The organism is Streptomyces sp. NBC_00727, from assembly GCF_045161745.1.
Taxonomy (GTDB): Bacteria; Actinomycetota; Actinomycetes; order Streptomycetales; family Streptomycetaceae; genus Streptomyces.
The window spans coordinates 5968123-5984586 of the sequence record NZ_CP108981.1 but is presented as its reverse complement, the minus strand read 5'-3'; the positions used below and the strand labels follow the sequence as shown (position 1 = coordinate 5984586).

At 72.8% G+C, this 16464-nt stretch carries 15 protein-coding genes and 1 pseudogene; 4 read left to right on the top strand and 12 right to left on the bottom strand.

The features are described 5' to 3' along the window. Window positions 1-10 precede the first annotated feature (10 nt). On the bottom strand, window positions 11-1156 hold the full coding sequence (locus tag OG242_RS27085) for a winged helix DNA-binding domain-containing protein (protein ID WP_405900623.1): 1146 nt from the start codon (window positions 1154-1156) through the stop codon (window positions 11-13). 115 nt (window positions 1157-1271) lie between these two features. Here OG242_RS27085 and OG242_RS27080 point away from each other — a divergent pair, with 115 nt between their 5' ends. Then, entirely contained in the window at window positions 1272-2150 is an 879-nt protein-coding gene (locus OG242_RS27080) for a DMT family transporter (protein ID WP_405900622.1), read from the top strand. 112 nt (window positions 2151-2262) lie between these two features. On the opposite strand, the gene OG242_RS27075 is transcribed toward OG242_RS27080, so the two are convergent. Beyond that, window positions 2263-2847, bottom strand: a complete 585-nt coding sequence (locus OG242_RS27075; RefSeq protein ID WP_405900621.1) for a TerD family protein — start codon at window positions 2845-2847, stop codon at window positions 2263-2265. Between the two features lie 233 nt (window positions 2848-3080). Next, window positions 3081-3311: a DUF6296 family protein gene (locus OG242_RS27070; RefSeq protein ID WP_405900620.1), complete on the bottom strand. Its 231-nt coding sequence runs from the start codon at window positions 3309-3311 to the stop codon at window positions 3081-3083. 171 nt (window positions 3312-3482) lie between these two features. Here OG242_RS27070 and OG242_RS27065 point away from each other — a divergent pair, with 171 nt between their 5' ends. Continuing rightward, a complete protein-coding gene (locus OG242_RS27065) occupies window positions 3483-3944 on the top strand; it encodes a DUF5709 domain-containing protein (RefSeq protein ID WP_405900619.1) in 462 nt (153 codons plus the stop codon). Between the two features lie 121 nt (window positions 3945-4065). After that, window positions 4066-4428: a nuclear transport factor 2 family protein gene (locus OG242_RS27060; protein ID WP_405900618.1), complete on the top strand. Its 363-nt coding sequence runs from the start codon at window positions 4066-4068 to the stop codon at window positions 4426-4428. 26 nt (window positions 4429-4454) lie between these two features. Here OG242_RS27060 and OG242_RS27055 read toward each other — a convergent pair whose 3' ends face one another. From OG242_RS27055 to OG242_RS27030, 6 genes and pseudogenes are all read right to left on the bottom strand, one after another. Continuing rightward, the gene (locus OG242_RS27055; RefSeq protein WP_405901740.1) at window positions 4455-5840 is read right to left on the bottom strand and encodes an LLM class flavin-dependent oxidoreductase; all 1386 of its coding nucleotides are present in this window, start codon (window positions 5838-5840) and stop codon (window positions 4455-4457) included. Between the two features lie 42 nt (window positions 5841-5882). Then, window positions 5883-6638: pseudogene (locus OG242_RS27050) on the bottom strand (ABC transporter ATP-binding protein); the annotation flags it as partial. Then, a complete protein-coding gene (locus tag OG242_RS27045; RefSeq protein WP_405900617.1) occupies window positions 6614-7486 on the bottom strand; it encodes an ABC transporter permease in 873 nt (290 codons plus the stop codon). The pseudogene OG242_RS27050 and the gene OG242_RS27045, both read right to left, overlap by 25 nt. Beyond that, window positions 7483-8550 carry an ABC transporter substrate-binding protein gene (locus OG242_RS27040; protein ID WP_405900616.1) on the bottom strand — a complete coding sequence of 356 codons (1068 nt, stop codon included), beginning with the start codon at window positions 8548-8550 and terminating at the stop codon, window positions 7483-7485. The genes OG242_RS27045 and OG242_RS27040 overlap by 4 nt, the downstream gene beginning before the upstream one ends. A gap of 20 nt (window positions 8551-8570) precedes the next feature. Further along, a complete protein-coding gene (locus OG242_RS27035) occupies window positions 8571-9095 on the bottom strand; it encodes a flavin reductase family protein (protein ID WP_405900615.1) in 525 nt (174 codons plus the stop codon). A 363-nt stretch (window positions 9096-9458) separates the two neighbouring features. Then, window positions 9459-10727, bottom strand: coding sequence for an ROK family protein (locus OG242_RS27030; RefSeq protein WP_405900614.1), 1269 nt, complete (start codon window positions 10725-10727; stop codon window positions 9459-9461). A 353-nt stretch (window positions 10728-11080) separates the two neighbouring features. Between OG242_RS27030 and OG242_RS27025 the strand changes: the two genes are divergently transcribed. After that, window positions 11081-13531: an endonuclease/exonuclease/phosphatase family protein gene (locus tag OG242_RS27025; RefSeq protein ID WP_405900613.1), complete on the top strand. Its 2451-nt coding sequence runs from the start codon at window positions 11081-11083 to the stop codon at window positions 13529-13531. A 21-nt stretch (window positions 13532-13552) separates the two neighbouring features. Here the strand turns inward: OG242_RS27025 and OG242_RS27020 are convergent, their stop codons facing one another. From OG242_RS27020 to OG242_RS27010, 3 genes are all read right to left on the bottom strand, one after another. Beyond that, window positions 13553-14473 (bottom strand): alpha/beta fold hydrolase, encoded by a 921-nt coding sequence (locus OG242_RS27020; protein ID WP_405900612.1) that lies wholly within the window; start codon window positions 14471-14473, stop codon window positions 13553-13555. Window positions 14474-14660: 187 nt separating this feature from the next. Continuing rightward, a complete protein-coding gene (locus tag OG242_RS27015; protein WP_405900611.1) occupies window positions 14661-15905 on the bottom strand; it encodes a beta-ketoacyl-[acyl-carrier-protein] synthase family protein in 1245 nt (414 codons plus the stop codon). Further along, window positions 15902-16135 (bottom strand): acyl carrier protein, encoded by a 234-nt coding sequence (locus OG242_RS27010; RefSeq protein ID WP_405900610.1) that lies wholly within the window; start codon window positions 16133-16135, stop codon window positions 15902-15904. Before OG242_RS27010 ends, OG242_RS27015 begins: the two co-directional genes overlap by 4 nt. Window positions 16136-16464 lie beyond the last annotated feature (329 nt).

Sequence of the window (16464 nt, the reverse complement as noted above, 5' to 3'; positions counted from 1 at the left end):
GGCGGCCCGCTCAGCGGCCCAGGTCCACGAACGAGGTGAACCGGACGTCGTGCCCGGTGGCCCGGGTCATCGCCGCGATGAGGTCCGCCGCCTCCTGCGTCACCGCGTCGCGCTCGGCGGCGGTGAGCGGGCGCAGCTCCTGCACGGTGACGGCGGCCGGGGCGTCGCGCGGGGTGTCCAGCCGCCAGACCGCCGCGAAGAACCCGTCCACCAGCACGCTGCCGTACACCTGGTTGCCCACCCCGTTGAGGCCCTTGAGGGGCGCCGGGATGACGCGGGTGCGGTCGGCGTGGCCGAGGAGGACGTTGTCGAACTCGGGCAGGAAACGGGGCGGGGCGGGGGTGTCCTCGGCGGGGCGCGGGGCGTCGGGCAGGTCGAAGAGTTCGACGCCGTGCTCGTCGCGGAAGGTGACCAGCCGGGGCCGCAGCCGCTCGAAGACCTCCTTCAGCCGGGTCAGCCCGGCCCAGGTCTGCATGTCCTTCACGGATGCGGGGCCGAACGCGCCGAGGTAGCGCAGCACGGCGTCCTCGATGTCCGTGGCCTCCTCCCCCTCGCGGCCGAGCCAGCGCTCGGCCGTGGTGAGCGCGACGCCGCCGCTCACGCCCCAGAGGCCGCGCGGGGTGACCTGAACCAGGGGCAGCAGACAGCGGGCGGCGGTGCTCAGGGCCTGCGGATCCGCGTCCGGCCACTCGGTGAGCAGCCGTGTGCGGACCTCCTTCGGGGTGCGGGGCGTCTCCTCGACGTACGCCCTGCTCAGCTCGCGCAGCCGGTCCAGGTCGACGCCCGTGAGCCGCTTGCGGAAGATGCCGAGCTCCCGGTCGCGGGCCGGCTGCACCAGGGGGCGCAGGGTCAGGGCGTCCTCGGCGGTGTGGGTGTGGATCGTGGAGCGCAGGGTGACGATGCGGACGACCTCGCGCGACTCCATCAGCGTGGAGAGCGCGGCGGGCCGGAACCCCTGGAGCCGGGCGAGGAGCTGGTAGTACGGCGGCTTGGTGTTCTGCGCCTGGAGGCCGACGAGGTGGGAGACCGCGTCCCGGGGGCTCATCGCTGCGCGTTTCAGCAGCAGTTGGCGCTCCAGGGTCGCCCGGCTCAGCGCCCTGGTCGTGAGCACGGGGGCGGGCGCGGCACCGGCGGGGGTCTTCTTCTTCACGGCCATGACGGCACGCTACGACGGAATGAGGCCGGATTCGGTCCTAATGGACTACCCGGGGCCGCCACGCCCTCCTCCGGCGAAGCCGGAATCGCGGCGGGCCCGCCCGCATCATGGTCCCGTGATCGCCGTCCTCTTCGCCGTCCTGACCGCTGTCAGCAACGGCTCCGCCTCCGTCCTCCAGCGCCGCGCCGCTCTCGACGTCCCGCAGACCGAGGCCATGCGGGTGTCGCTGATCGGTCATCTGCTGCGCCAGAAGGTGTGGCTCGCGGGGATCGCGCTGGTGATCGTCGCCGCCGTCTGCCAGGCCGTCGCGCTGGCCACCGGCCCTATCTCCGTGGTTCAGCCCATCTTCGTGATCGAGCTGCCGGCGACGCTGCTACTGGCCGGGTTCATGATGCGGGCACGGCTGCCCCGGTCCGTCTGGCTGGGGGTGGCCGCGGTGACGGCGGGGCTGGCCCTCGGCATGGCGACGGCCGCGCCGGGCGGCGGCAGCGACGCCGTGCACGGGGCCGCGTGGGTGCCGGCGCTGATCCTGACGGGGGTGTTCGAGGCGCTGCTGATCGCGGGCGCGCTCGCCACCCGGGGCAATGTCCGGGCCGCTCTGCTGGCCACGGCCGCCGCCTGCGGGTACGCGCTCACCGCCGCGCTGATGAAGGACGCGATGGCACGGCTCGACGAGGGCGGGGTCGGCGCGCTGTTCAGCTCCTGGCAGCTGTACGCCACCGCCGCGGCGGGCGTCGGCGCGCTGTTCCTGCTGCAGAACGCCCTGCAGGCGGGCACGCTCGTCGCCGTGCAGCCGTGTCTGACGCTGGGCGACGCCCTGATCAGTGTCCTGTACGGGGTGACCCTGTTCGGCGAGGATCTGCGCACCGGCTGGTGGGTGCTGCCCGAGCTGCTGGCGCTGGGGCTGATCGCGGCGGGGTGCGTGGAGCTGGCGCGTTCGCCGCTGGCCACCGGGAATCCGACAGCCCCGGCCCGCGCGCGCCGGGTCGACTGACCGGGCGCGCACGGACCGGGGCAGGCCGTAGGGGGGTGTCTTGCCGATCAGGGCCGGGTCCGCGACGCCTGGCACGGCCTGACCGACCCTGATCGACAAGACACCCCCTGTACTACTTGCTGATCGCGAAGCGCATCAGGGCGTGCTCGTCGCCCTGCTTGATCTTGCCGGTCTCGTTGATCACCTGGAGCTTCCAGCCGGCGCCGACGCGCATGGCCTTGGCCACGGCGCAGCCGTTGTCGCTGGTGAGCAGGCTCGGCCAGATGTCGGCGACCTGCTGGCTGCTGCCGCCCGTCGCGTCGTAGACCTTGATGCTGACGTTGCGCGCGCTCTGGAAGGAGCTGCCCTTCTTGTAGGCAGCGGCGACGAAGACGACCGCCGTGACGTTCGACGGCACCTTCGCGAAGTCGACGGTCACCGTCTCGTCGTCGCCCTCGCCCTTCCCGGTCTGGTTGTCACCGCTGTGCAGCAGCGAGCCGTTGCCCAGCGGGTCCAGGGAGTCCAGGCCGGCGAGGCGGACCGGGTCCGCGCCCTGCATCGCGATGGCGATCAGGTCGAGGTCGGTGCCCTTCTTCTGCTTCAGCTTCCCCATCAGCCCGCCACTGCTGCCGACGGTGGGGTCCCAGGAGACGCCGATGGAGAGGTGGGTCACCCCGTCCAGGTCCGCCGGGCCGTCTTCCTTCTTCAACGTGATCATGCGTGATCCTCTTCGTGGCGAGATTCCTACAGGGTGAGTCTGCCTGGTGTCCTTCCGCAGCCCCTCACCAGGGGCAAAATTTCGACCAAGTGTTGGACATGCGGGACCGGATTGTCCTGCCTCGGCACGATGTACGCATGCGTGTCCACGTGCTAGGAGAACGCCCGGCGGGGGCGCGGCGCTCGGGGTCGAGCGATCCGCGTCCCGGAACGGGCGTCGGTTGTCGGCCGGTCTCAGGCGGCCTGTTCCCGTACGGCGACCGGCGTTCCCAGGCGTTGGTGGCCACCGCTGGCGAGCATCCGCACCTCCTCGTGATCGCTGATCTCGGCGCGGACGATGCCCGTCTCGTCCTCGTAGACGGGGTGTCCGCCCGCTCCGCTCCGTGCGGTCCGGTGGACGGTGACGGTGTCGTCCTCCACGGCCGACGACTGGAACACGAGCTGGTAGCTCTCCGGGTAATCCATGGGGGCTCTCCAGACGACATCTCCGGGCCGGCCCCTAGGGGCGGTGCCCGGCCTGCACTGTCCATGGTTGCGCACACCCGGCCGGGATGCAGGCCGCGTGTGTGCGCTCTGCGGGGGCGGGCACTCGCTGCCTATCCTGAGAAAGAGCCCCGCCGCGGAAAGGGAAGCGCCATGGATGATGCCGACCGGGGCGACGACGTCTATCAGCCCCAGGAACAGTCGCAGGCCTCCGACCCGATCGAGCAGCTCGATACGGAGGACACCCTGGACGACCCGGACGTCGACGACGTCCTGGACCGGGGCTACTCGCCGCCCGAGCGCCCGTACGCGGTGGACGACGTGGGCACCACCGCCGCCGAGCAGCACCGGGGCGAGACCCTGGAGAGCCGGCTCGCCCGCGAGGTGCCGGAGGACGGCGCCCCGCCCGGTGACGGCGTGGGCGACGTCGTGGGCGGGGACGGGGAGCCGTGGGACGGCGAGGTCGGCACCGTACGCGCCGGGCGGCTCACCCGGGACCTGGACATCGACGACCCGGACAGCACGGCGGGCGAGGACGTCGGCATCGACGGCGCGGCGGCCTCCGCCGAGGAGGCCGCGGTGCACGTCATCGCGGACGGGCGGGACCGGGCCTGACCGGGGCCCTTTCCCTTACCTGGCAGGTAATCGACGCCCCGCGCGGCGTCGGACATCGTGTTCCTCACGAGCACAGCGCTCCCGGCCCACCGGTCGGCGAGCCCTACCGGAGGGACCCACGATGACCTCGTACGACGACGCCGTGCAGCGCTACTTCGCCGCCTGGAACGCCGGGCCCGACGAACTGGAGAAGGCCGTCGCCGCGGCGTTCACCGACGACGCCACGTACACCGACCCGCTGGCCGACGTCCGGGGCCACGAGCAGCTGGCGGCCGCCGTTGCCGGGGCGCGGCAGCAGTTCCCCGGCTTCGTCTTCCGCCTCATCGGTGCGGTGGACGGGCACCACGCGCTGGTCCGCTTCGGCTGGGAGCTGGTCGCGCCCGACGGCTCGGCGCCCGTCGCCGGCTTCGATGTGGCCGCCCTCGCGGAGGACGGCCGGATCGCCTCGGTCAGCGGCTTCCTGGACCGGGTGCCGGCCGTCTGATCACGCGACGGGGTGCGGACGGTCGGTCACCGGGCCATCGCCAGACCGATGCCGTAGTCGCCGGCGCCGCGGACGATGTCGTCGAAGAGGCGGTTGGCGGGGCGCGGCAGCCCGTAGTGGCCGCGCAGGGTGCTCGCGGTGTACTCGGTGCGGAACAGGCCGCGCTCCTGGAGGATCGGCACCACGCGGTCCACGAAGACCTCCAGGCCGGACGGGAGGACGGCGGGCATGATGTTGAAGCCGTCGGCCGCCCCGCTGTCGTACCAGTGCTCGATGGTGTCCGCGACCTGCTCGGCGGTCCCGGCGAAGGTGCGGTGGCCGCGCCCGCCGCCGAGCCGCCCGATGAGCTGCCGTACGGTGAGCCGCTCGCGCCTGGCCAGCTCCACGATGAGGGTGTAGCGGCTCTTGGCGCCTTCGATGTCGTCCTCGGTGGGGATGTCCTCGGGGAGTTCCGCGTCCAGATCGAGGTCGTCGGGGGCGATCCTCAGCTGCCGGGCGAGCTGGCGCTTGGCGTATTCGGGGACGATGAGGCCGTCCAGCTCGGCGTCGAGCGCCAGTGCCTCGGCCTCGGTGTCGCCGATGACGGGGACGATGCCGGGCAGGATCTTGATGCCGTCGGGGTTGCGGCCGAGGGCGGTGGTGCGCTCCTTGACGTCCTTGTAGAAGGCGATGCCCTCCTCCAGGGTCTGCTGGGCGGTGAACACCGCCTCCGCGTACCGGGCCGCGAAGTCCTTGCCGTCCTCGCTGGAGCCGGCCTGCACGAGCAGCGGGTAGCCCTGCGGGGGCCGTTGTACGTTGAGCGGTCCGTCGACGCGGAAGAACTCGCCCCGGTGCCCGATCTGCCGCACCCGCTCCGCCAGGGCGTGCACCCCGCGCTCCTTGTCGGCGATCACCGCGTCGTCGGCCCAGCTGTCCCAGAGCTTGGTGGACACCTCGACGAACTCGCCGGCGCGCCGGTAGCGGTCGCGGTGCAGCGGGGTGTCGTCCAGGCCGAAGTTGCGGGCCGCGTCGGCGCCCGCGGTGGTGACGATGTTCCAGCCGGCCCGGCCGCCGGAGACGTGGTCCAGCGAGGCGAACCTGCGGGCCAGGTTGTACGGCTCGTTGTAGCTGGTGGACGCGGTGGCGATGAGGCCGATGTGGCGGGTGGCCCCGGCGAGCGCGGTGAGCAGGATGGTGGGTTCCAGCTTGGCGGCGGGCCGGCGGCCGGGGTCGCCCATCAGGACGGGGCTGTCGGCGAGGAACAGCGAGTCCAGCCTGCCGCGTTCGGCGATCCGGGCGAGGTTCTTGTAGTGCTCGATGTCGGAGTCGGCCTCGGCCGGGCTCTCGGGCAGCCGCCAGGACGCCTCGTGGTGGCCGGTGGACATGAGGAAGGCGTTGAGGTGGAGCTGCTTGCGCTCAGGCGTGGCGGCCATGGGGTCCTTCGCTTCGGTGAGGGGCTGGGGGTTGCCGACCCCTGGGGGCTGGGCGACCCCGAGGGCGGTGAGCAGGGTGTCGCGGTACTCCTGGAAGCGCGGGTCCCGGCGGGAGCGCGGGGCCGGGAGGTCGACGGTGAGGTCGACGGAGATCCGGCCGTCCTCCAGGACCAGGACCCGGTCGGCCAGTTCAACGGCCTCGTCGACGTCGTGGGTGACCAGGAGCACCGCGGGGCGGTGGCGTTCGTAGAGTTCGCGCAGCAGGTCGTGCATCTTGATCCGGGTCAGCGCGTCCAGGGCGCCGAACGGCTCGTCGGCGAGGAGGAGTTCGGGTTCGCGGACGAGGGCGCGGGCGAGGGCGGCGCGCTGCTGTTCGCCGCCGGACAGCTCGTGTGGCCAGGAGCGGTCGCGGCCCTCCAGGCCGACCTCGGCCAGGGCGGTGAGGCCGCGTTCCCGGGCCCCGGAGCCACGCAGCCCGAGGGTGACGTTGTCGATGAGCCGGAGCCAGGGCAGCAGCCGGGAGTCCTGGAAGGAGAGCGAGACCCGGTCGGGGACGGTGAGCTCACCGGAGCCCTCGACGGTGTGGTCGAGGCGGGCGACGGCCCGGAGCAGGGTGGACTTGCCGGAGCCGCTGCGCCCGAGCAGTGCGGTGAACTCGCCGGGCGCGACGGTGAGGTCGAGCTCCTTGAGGATGTTGCGGTCTCCGAAGCGGCGGACCAGTTTCCGGGTGCGGATGGCGGGGCGCGGGGCTTCCTCCGTCGCGCCGGGGACGGTCAGCCGGCCAGGGTGCGTCGCCATGACAGGACCTTCCTCTCGACGGCGCGTACCGCCGCGTCCGATGCGAAGCCGAAGATCCCGTAGGCCACCAGGCCCACGATGATCACGTCGGACTGGGCGTACTGCTGGGCCTGGAACATCATGTAGCCGATGCCGCTGGTGGCGTTGATCTGCTCGACGACGATCAGCCCGAGCCAGGAGGCGGTGACGCCGAGGCGCAGCCCGACGAAGAAGCCGGGCAGTGAGCCGGGGACGACGACCTTGCGGATGAACTGCGCGCGGCTCAGGTCGAGCCCTTCGGCGAGTTCGACGTAGCGGCTGTCGATGCCGGTGAGCGAGGCGTAGGTGTTGATGTACATGTTCACCGCGACGCCCAGCGCGATGACGGTGACCTTCATCTGCTCGCCGATGCCGAGCCAGAGGATCAGCAGCGGGAGCATGGCCAGGGAGGGGATCGCGCGTTTGATCTGGAGCGGTCCGTCGAGGAGGTATTCGCCGGTCCGGCTCAGTCCGGCGGCGACGGCGAGGAGGACCCCGGCACTCACCCCGAAGAAGAGGCCGAGTCCGGCGCGCTGGAGCGAGATGAGGACGTGGTCCTGGAGCCGGCCGCTGGAGACGAGGTCGGACGCGGTGGAGAGGACCGTGCCGGGGCCGGAGAGTATCCGGGGGTCGAGGTAGCCGGTCGCGGATGCCGCCCACCACAGGGCGATGACCAGCACCGGTCCGATGAGCCGCCCGAAGGGTACGGCCCGCCCGGGTCCCAGCCGTCTGCGCGTATCCCTCGGTGCGATCGGTGGTGCCTTCGCGGGGGCGGCGGCGGTGTTCACCGGCGGGGCGGTGCGGGGGGTGTGCGTCAGCAGCTCGGTCATGACTTCTCCCGGTACTGGGCGGGTACGGACTTGGCCGCCAGCGCCTCGAAGCGGCGGTCGAACAGCTCGGCGGCGTCCTGCTCCGGTACGAATCCGCCGGCGGCGAGCAGGTCTGCGGTCTCCTGCTCCCAGGCGATGGCCTCGTCCCAGGAGGCCGGGAAGAGCGGCTTGTTGAGCGAGGCGACGATGCGCTTGCCGTCCTCCCGGGAGACGCCCTGGTCCTTGACGTAGTACGTGTCGATCCACTCGTCGGTGTTCTCCCACGCCCAGACCTGGCCCCGGGCCCACAGCGGGATGAAGCTGCGGACGGCGGCGGCCTTGGCCCGGTCGTTCAGCACCTCGTTGGGTGCCCAGAGCACCGTGAGCAGGTCCACGACGTCGGTCTTCACGCCGCGTGCCCCGTCCTTGCCGTACTGGGTGAGGTACTTGGTGAGCGTGGGTTCGCCGAGCGGGGCGACGTCGACCTGCTTGGACTGCAGGGCGGTGAGGAACTGGGTGCTGGGCAGGGCGACCAGCTCCACGTCCTTGTTGGAGATTCCCGCCTGCTTCAGCGCCCGCAGTACGACGACCCCCTGGGCCTGTCCCTGGGAGAACCCGATCTTCTTGCCCCGGAAGCCGGCGACGGACCGGATGTCGGAGCCGGGTGCGGTGGCGAAGACGTACGAGGGATTGTTCCGCACCTGCACGGCGACGATCTTCGCGCCGACGTCGATGGCGCGGGCCTGGATCGGCGGAATTCCGGCGTTGACGGCCAGGTCGATGGAATGTGCCCGGAATCCTTGGATGATATCGGGGCCCGCGTTCAGGTTGGGCCATTGCGAAACGGTGAACGGGAGGTCCTTCTTCAGTCCGGCGGGGCCGAGTTGGAGTCGGGTGGAGCGGACGGCGACGGAGAGTTCCGTACCGGGTGGCGGCTTCCCGGATGGCAGTTTTCCGGCCGGTTCGGCGCTCGCGGCGGATTTCGTCCGCGGCGAGCAGGCGGCGAGCGTGCCGATGAGGGCGGTGCCGGTGAGGGCGAGGAACGACCGGCGGCCGAGGGGCGGTGATGTGCGGTGGCGTGGCATGGGTGAGGTCCTGGTCCGGGTCAGAGGGAGTGGTAGGCGCCGTCGTGGAAGAGCAGGGGGCTGCGGCCCTCGTCGAGCTGGGCGTCCACCACTCGGGCGATGACGATGCGGTGGTCGCCGGCCGGGACGATCTGCTCGGTCTCCACCCGCAGGTGGCCGGCCACGTCGTCGAGCAGCGGTTCGCCGCCGGGCAGGCGGTGCCAGCGGGTCGGCGCGGCGAAGCGGTCGATGCCGCTGGTCGCGAACGTGGCGGCCAGGGGCTGCTGTTCGGCGCCGAGGAAGTGCACGACGGCCGTACGGGCGCGCTCGAAGTGCGGCCACGAGGAGGTGGCGGTCCCGATGCCGAACGAGATCAGCGGCGGGGTGAGCGAGAGGGAGGTGAGAGAGGTGGCGGTGAAGCCGACGGGTCCGCGGCCGGAGTCGGTGGTGATGACGACGACCCCGGCGGGGTAGCGGCGGAACGCCTGCCGGAATCGGTCGGGGGCGATCCCCGCCGGGGCGGGGGCGGCGGCCTGGGCGGCGTACGAGGGCACAGTGACGGTCAACGTCTCTCCCGGGATGGAAAGTCGGAAAGGGCAGCGCGGAATTGCCGTTGTCGCACGGAAACGCGCGCGGCGGTGCGCACGGAGGCGGGTACGGAATCGCGCACGGCGAGGCGCGCGGACGCGCGGAACGTTCGCCGAATATCAGCGGGTGTTTACCGGAGGCCCGGACAGCAACCGCAACACGGACACGCCGTGGCGGCCGTGGGCGTGGACGAGCGGAAGGGCCGCGTCACCGAGGACGCTTTACCTGAATTCCGCTGTCGGCTGGTCATGAATCCATCATCCCGTCGGTCTCTGCGGCCGGTCAACAATGCAACTGACTGAATTAAGTCGGATTACGGGAGGGGTGCGGCGGGTCCGCATTCAGGACACCGCGGGCAGCGCCGGCCACGGCCCGAGCGGGTCTGTGTACAGCGAGCCGAGCGCCACCGCGCCGCCCGCCACGGCCGGCACCGAGCCGGTGAAGCTGCTCGGCACCACGGCCCGCTCCGGGTCGTCGCACACCCAGGAGCGCTCGGCCACCTCCGCGCGCAGATCGGCCAGGCACTCCGGCATCCGCCCGGCCCCCGGCTCGACGACGACGAGCACCTCCGGGTCGAACATGTCCAGGAGCAGCGCCGCGGCCCGCCCGACCAGCCGGGCCCGCCGGCGGAACAGCGCCACCGCCCGCGCGTCCCCGGCCAGCGCCCGGTCCAGCAGCTCCGGGAAGGACCCGGTCACCAGCCCCTGGGCGGCGGCGCGCCGCACCGTGGCCCGCTCCGAGACCTCCGACTGGAGGCAGCCGGACCGCCCGCAGGAGCACGGCTCAGCACCGCCCGATCCCCCGGCGCCCAGCGGCAGATGGGCGACGCTGCCCGCCCCGGAGCGCGGGCCGCGGTGCAGGGCGCCCTCGGTGGCGAAGGCGGCGTCGACGACCGCGCCGACGAAGAGCAGGACGGTGCTGGCCCGGGTCGACTCCTGGCCGAAGAGCTGCTCGGCCCGGGCCAGTGCGCGGGAGTGGCTGTCCACGTGGACGGGCAGCCCGGTCGCGGCGGCGAGCAGGTCGCGGGCGGGGACGTCCTGCCAGCCGAGCTGCGGGTGCGCGACGATCACGCCGCTCTCGGGGTCGACGCGGTGCCCAGTGGCCAGGCCGAGGGCGAGGACGGTGCGCCCGCCGGCGTGGGCGGCCACCAACGGGGGCAGCCGGGAGGCGAGTTCGGCGAGGAGGCGGTGGGGGTCGGTGGTGCGGTGGGGCTGTCGGTCCTGAGCGACGATCCGGCCGCGCAGGTCCATCAGCGAGAGGGTGGAGTGGGCGACGGCTATGTGGGCGCCGGCCACCAGATAGCTCCCGGTGTCGATCTCGACGGGGATGTGCGGCCGGCCGAGCCCCTTGGGGCCGGCGGTCTCGGCGCTCTCCCGGACCAGTCCGCGGGCGAGCAGCCGGCCGACGTGCCCGCTGACGGAGGCGGGCGAGAGGCCGGTGAGGCGGGCGACGGTGGACCGGGCCACGGGGCCGTGGTCGAGGATCGCGCCGAAGACCGAGCCGGTGCCGGTCTGGCGGCGGACCGGCACCGGGGCGGGTATGTCGGCGCGGCGCAGCGGCGCGGCGGGGGTCTCGTGGGGGCGACGGGCGGGGGCGGACAGACTCTTCACAGCGTCTTCCAGACCTCGGGGGCGGCGATGGGCGCGGTGTCGGCGTGGCACGGGGCCGCGGTCGCGGGTCCTCGGGGAGCGGGAGGGCGGCGCGGGCGGGGTGCCTCAGGCGCGGTGACACACGGCGGAGCACACCCGCTTGAGGTCGATGTGACCCCGCGTCGTGAGGTGTGCGGATCGCTGCATGCCGCGCAAGGTAGCCGGGTGGGCGCAACCCGGTCAAACCATCGCCGCATCCTGGACAGCTCCGCTCGTCATCGAACGTTTTACGGAATTCACCTCTGATGCCTTGTCATCGCCTGTTCTACGCGCATAGCTTGTGCTCCCTCACCACACTCTGAGGGGCATTCTCCGTGCGCATATCCACCACCCGTTCCGCCTTGCTGGCCGGCGCGGTAGCCGTGACGCTCTCGGCGACCGCGCTGCCCGCCGCCTTCGCGGCCCCGTCCTCGTCCGCCGTGATCTCCGAGGTGTACGGGGGCGGCGGGAACTCGGGTGCGACGCTCACCCGGGACTTCGTCGAGCTGGCCAACGCCGGCTCCGCCGCGTACGACCTGTCCGGCCTCAGCGTCCAGTACCTGCCCGGCGCACCGTCGGCGGGCTCGAAGTGGCAGGTGTCCGAGCTGAGCGGCTCCGTCGCGCCCGGCGGCCGGTATCTCGTCGCGGAGGCGGCGGGCACGGGCGGCACGGTGGCCCTGCCCACCCCGGACGCCACCGGCACCGTCGCGATGTCCGCCACGGCCGGCACCGTCGCCCTGGTCTCCGGGACCACCCCGCTGACCTGCAAGACGGCCGCCGACTGCGCTGCCGACACCCGGATCGTGGACCTGGCCGGCTACGGCACCGCGGTCGTCCGGGAAGGCAGCGGACCGGCGAAGGGCGCCTCCGCCACCGCCTCCGTGGCGCGCGCGGCCTCGCTCGCGGACACCGACGACAACGCCGCCGACCTCACCGCGGCGGCCCCGTCCCCGGTCAACGCGGCCGGCGAGACCTCGGGCGGCGGCGAGGACCCGGGCGACCCGGGCAACCCCACCGAGCCCGGCACCGTGCGCGTCCACGACATCCAGGGCACCACCCGGGTCTCCCCGCTGGACGGCAAGGCGGTCGCCGGGGTCCCGGGCGTCGTCACGGCCGTACGCGCCTCGGGTTCGCGCGGCTTCTGGATCCAGGACACCGCCCCGGACGCCGACCCGCGCACCGGCGAGGGCGTCTTCGTGTACACCGGCTCCGCCGCGCCGGCCGTGCAGGTGGGCGACTCGGTGCTGGTGAGCGGCACCGTGGCCGAGTACTACCCGTCGTCCACCACCCAGTCGGTCACCGAGATCACCGCTCCGAAGGTCACGGTCGTCTCGTCCGGCAACGCGCTGCCCGCGCCGGTGGTGCTGGACGCGAAGGCGGTGCCGTCGGCGTACGTGCCCTCGGCCGGCGGCGGCTCGATCGACGCGCTGCCCCTGGAGCCGTCGACGTACGCGCTGGACCTGTACGAGTCCCTGGAGGGCACCCGCGTCCAGATCGCCGACACCCGCGTGACCGGCGCGACGACCGCGTACCACGAGGTCTGGGTGACGGTCGAGCCGAAGCAGAACCCGACCCGGCGCGGCGGCACGCTCTACGCCTCGTACACCGACCAGAACACCGGCCGGATCAAGGTCCTGTCGCTGGACCCGGCCGCGCCGGTGCCCACCGCGAACGTGGGCGACGTGCTCGCCGGCACCACCTCCGGCGTCCTGGACTACGACTCGTACGGCGGCTACAACCTCCAGGCCACCGCGCTCGGCAAGGTCACCGACCACCACCTGCGGCGCGAGGTCACCCGCAAGCAGAAGGGCAAGGAGCTCGCGGTCGCCACATACAACGTGGAGAACCTCGACGCGCTCGACGACCAGGCGAAGTTCGACACCCTGGCCGAGGGCGTCGCGGTCAACCTGTCCTCGCCCGACATCGTGTCCCTGGAGGAGATCCAGGACGACAACGGCGCGGTCAAGGACGGCACGGTCGGCTCCGAGGCGACGCTGAAGCGGTTCACGGACGCGATCGTCGCGGCGGGCGGCCCGCGCTACTCCTGGCGCTATGTCGCCCCGCAGGACGGGAAGGACGGCGGCGAGCCCGGCGGCAACATCCGCAACGTGTTCCTCTTCAACCCGAAGCGCGTGGACTTCGTGGACCGCCCGGGCGGCGACGCGACGACGCCCGTCGCGGCCGTGAAGACGAAGAAGGGCGTCACGCTTTCGGTGTCGCCGGGCCGGATCGCCCCGGCCAGTGCGGCCTGGGACGACAGCCGCAAGCCGCTGGTCGGCGAGTTCCGGTTCCACGGGAAGCCCGTCTTCGTCGTCGGCAACCACTTCGCGTCCAAGGGCGGCGACCAGCCCCTGCACGGCCGCTACCAGGAGCCGGTGCGCAGCTCGGAGACCAAGCGCGTGCAGCAGGCGAAGGAGGTCAACACCTTCGTCAAGTCGCTGCTCGCGGCGGACAAGTCGGCGCGGGTCGTGGTCCTCGGTGACCTCAACGACTTCGCGTTCTCGCCGACCGTGGGCGCGCTGACCGACGGCAAGGTCCTCAAGCCGCTGATCACCACGCTGCCGAAGAACGAGCAGTACAGCTATGTGTACGAGGGCAACTCGCAGACCCTCGACCACATCCTGACCAGCCCGGGGGTGCGCCGCTTCGACTACGACGTGGTGCACATCAACGCGGAGTTCGCCGACCAGGCGAGCGACCACGACCCGCAGATCGTGCGGGTCGACGTGAACGCCCCGGACCACGGTCACGGGCACGGAGGCCACGGGCACCACGGCCACCACTGACCCGGCGCGCGGGCGGGCGGCTCAGCCGCCCGCCCGTGGCAGGGCATGACCGGCCGCCCCCGTACGCGGACGCGGCAGCGCGGCGAGCGGCAGCAGCGCGGGCGCGGACTCCAGCGGCCGGTCGGTGACGAAGCGCGCCACCAGGTCCGCCACGTCGTCGGGCCGTTCCAGGACGACCCAGTGGTCCGACTCCCCGATGGTCAGGAAGCGGCTGCCCTCGATCGTCGCCGCGAAGGCGCGCTGCCGCCGCGGCGAGGTCACGGTGTCGTGCTCGCCCGCGAAGACGAGCGCGGGCACCCCGGTCAGGCCGCCGGAGAAGTCCGGGCGGTGGTCGAGCGCCCGGCGCAGCGAGCGTTCCGCGTGCGGCGAGTGCGTGAGGGCGTGCACGAAGGACCGGCGCACATAGCGCAGGGCGAGCTCCCTGCGGTGGACGGGGCGCTCCGGGTCCAGGCACATCAGCGCCTCGGCGGTCAGCGCCGCGAGCCCTTCCGCGTCCCCGGCCTCCAGCCGTCCGACGGCACGGCCCCACCCCTCGCGCTGGGCCTCGCTGATGTGCGACGGTACGCCGCCGAGGACCAGGCGGGCGATCCGGCCGGGGTCGCGCCGGGCGCAGCCGAAGGCGATCGAGGTGCCGTAGGAGAAGCCGAAGAGGTTGACCCGGTCCGCGCCCAGGTCGTCGATGATGCCGCTGACGGCGGCGTACAGGAGGTCGTCCCCGGTGCCGGGCGGCAGCGGGTCGGCGCCGCCCATGCCGGGCAGGTCGGCGGTGACGACCGAGGCGTGCGGGCCCAGGTGCTCGTCCATCTGCGGCCAGCCGTACATGCCCTGGAGCGCGCCGCCGAGGACGACGACCGGTTCGGTGCGGGGCGCGGGCTGCGGCAGGAGTCGGTAGTGGTAGCGCAGCCCGTCCACGGTGAGGGTCCGGATGATCTCTTCGCTCATGTCGTTCGGTCCTTGGGGGTGTCTTGCCGATCAGGGCCGGGTCCGCAACGCCTGGCACGGCACCTCGCCGCGTTGCCGAAACGCCCTAATCGCTCCGCGATGAGGACGCCCCGGCGCCTTGCGATGCACCGCACCGGACGCCGCGCCCTACCCGACCCCGACCGACAAGACACCCCCTTGACCCCGGTCACCTGGTGAGGACGAGGGCGGCGTTGTGGCCCCCGAAGCCGAGCGAGGTCTTGACGGCCGCGTCGAACGCGGCGGGCCTGGCCTCCTTGCTCACCACGTCGACGGGGATGTCCGGGTCGGGGGCGTCGAGGTTGACGGTGGGCGGTACGAGCTGGTGCTGGAGGGCGAGCACGGTGAGCGCGGTCTCGATGCCGCCGGCGGCGCCGAGGGTGTGGCCGGTCATCGCCTTGGTGGAGGTGACGAGGGGGTGCTCGCCCAGGACGCGTCGGAGCATGACCGTCTCGATCAGGTCGTTGGAGACGGTGGAGGTGCCGTGCGCGTTGACGTGGCCGATGTCGCCGGGGCCGGCCCCGGCGTCCGCGAGTGCGGTGCGCAGGGCCCGTTCGATGCCGAGCCCGTCGGGGTCGGGGGCGACGGCGGAGTAGGCGTCGCTGGAGGAGCCGTAGCCGGCGACGTGGGCGCGGACGGCGGCGCCCCGGGCGCGGGCGTGCTCGGGGCGTTCCATGACGAGGAGTCCGGCGCCCTCGCCGACGACGAAGCCGTCGCGGTGAGTGTCGAAGGGGCGGCAGGCGGCCTGCGGGTCGTCGATGCGGGTGGAGACGGCCTTGAGCCGGCAGGCGCTGGCGATCAGGAGCCGGGAGCAGACCGATTCGGCGCCGCCGGCGACGACGATGTCGCAGGCGCCGGTGCGCAGCATCTGGTGGGCGGTGCCGATGGCGACGGTGCCGGAGGAGCAGGCGGTGGAGACGGCCTGGCTGGGACCGCGTGCGCCGAGGTCGGTGGCGACGCTGCTGGCGGCGCCGTTGACGACGGCGAGCGGGGCGAGCTTGGGCGAGACGCGGCGGGCGCCGCGCTCGGTGAGGGCGGTGTGCTGTTCGTCGTAGAAGGGCAGGCCGCCGTGGGCGGAGCCGATGACGACGGCGACCCGGCCGCTGTCCCAGACGGCGGGGTCCAGGCCCGCGTCCGCGACGGCTTCGCGGGCGGCGATGACCGCGAGGTGCGAGAAGCGGTCCATGAGCCGGTGCGCGGCGACCCCGAGGACGGCCCGGGTGTCCAGGTCGGTGACGCTGTACATGAAGTCGCAGGGCAGGCCCTGGAGTTCGTCCCGGTGGGGGACGCGGGGCGCGCACGCGGGGTCGTTCAGCGCACGCCAGGTGGCGTCGGCGCCGACACCGGCGGAGGTGACGAGGCCGATGCCGGTGACGGCCGCGGCGAACGGCGGCAGGCGGTAGGGGGCCGTCACGCGGCGGCCTTGCGGTGCACGGCGTCGACCAGCTGGCCGACCGTGTCGCGCGAGGTGAGCTGGACGTCGTCGAGGTCGACGTGGAGCCGGTCCTCGATGAGGAGCCGCAGCTCCTCCAGCGCCAGGGAGTCCAGGCGCAGCTGTCGGAGGGGCACGTCGGGGCGGATCGCCACGGGGTCGGTTCCGAAGTTCGCCGTCAGCAAGGTGCTGATCTCGTCTGCCGTGCTCATGCTCATCGGGCACTTCTCCGCTGTCGTACGCGGTGACGCCTTGCCGCGTGAGATGTGAGTGCCATCGGGGACGCCGGCCGGTCCGGAGTTCTCTGTTATACGCCCTGGCGGCGACGCGTCCGGTCCGCGTTCCCTCGTGCGGTGGGCTGCTGTCCACGTGTACGAATCCCGCGCGGCGCGGGCCTGCTCACGGGCCGTCAACTCCGTCGGAGTGGTGGCGGCTCGACACGCATGCAGGCTGATTGTCATACCTTCGGCGGCTCTCTATCGTGAGCAGGCTTCGCGGGTGCCCGGCCCCCGTGCGCCCTCCCCCACAGAGCAGGAGCAGG

Excerpts from the sequence above, each read along its gene's own strand:
- OG242_RS27010 (WP_405900610.1), bottom strand. The coding sequence starts at position 16,135 with ATGAGCACGGCAGACGAGATCAGCACCTTGCTGACGGCGAACTTCGGA.
- OG242_RS27065 (WP_405900619.1), top strand. The coding sequence starts at position 3,483 with ATGGATGATGCCGACCGGGGCGACGACGTCTATCAGCCCCAGGAACAG.
- OG242_RS27055 (WP_405901740.1), bottom strand. The coding sequence starts at position 5,840 with ATGGCCGCCACGCCTGAGCGCAAGCAGCTCCACCTCAACGCCTTCCTC.
- OG242_RS27070 (WP_405900620.1), bottom strand. The coding sequence starts at position 3,311 with ATGGATTACCCGGAGAGCTACCAGCTCGTGTTCCAGTCGTCGGCCGTG.
- OG242_RS27020 (WP_405900612.1), bottom strand. The coding sequence starts at position 14,473 with ATGAGCGAAGAGATCATCCGGACCCTCACCGTGGACGGGCTGCGCTAC.
- OG242_RS27085 (WP_405900623.1), bottom strand. The coding sequence starts at position 1,156 with ATGGCCGTGAAGAAGAAGACCCCCGCCGGTGCCGCGCCCGCCCCCGTG.
- OG242_RS27040 (WP_405900616.1), bottom strand. The coding sequence starts at position 8,550 with ATGCCACGCCACCGCACATCACCGCCCCTCGGCCGCCGGTCGTTCCTC.
- OG242_RS27045 (WP_405900617.1), bottom strand. The coding sequence starts at position 7,486 with ATGACCGAGCTGCTGACGCACACCCCCCGCACCGCCCCGCCGGTGAAC.
- OG242_RS27060 (WP_405900618.1), top strand. The coding sequence starts at position 4,066 with ATGACCTCGTACGACGACGCCGTGCAGCGCTACTTCGCCGCCTGGAAC.
- OG242_RS27075 (WP_405900621.1), bottom strand. The coding sequence starts at position 2,847 with ATGATCACGTTGAAGAAGGAAGACGGCCCGGCGGACCTGGACGGGGTG.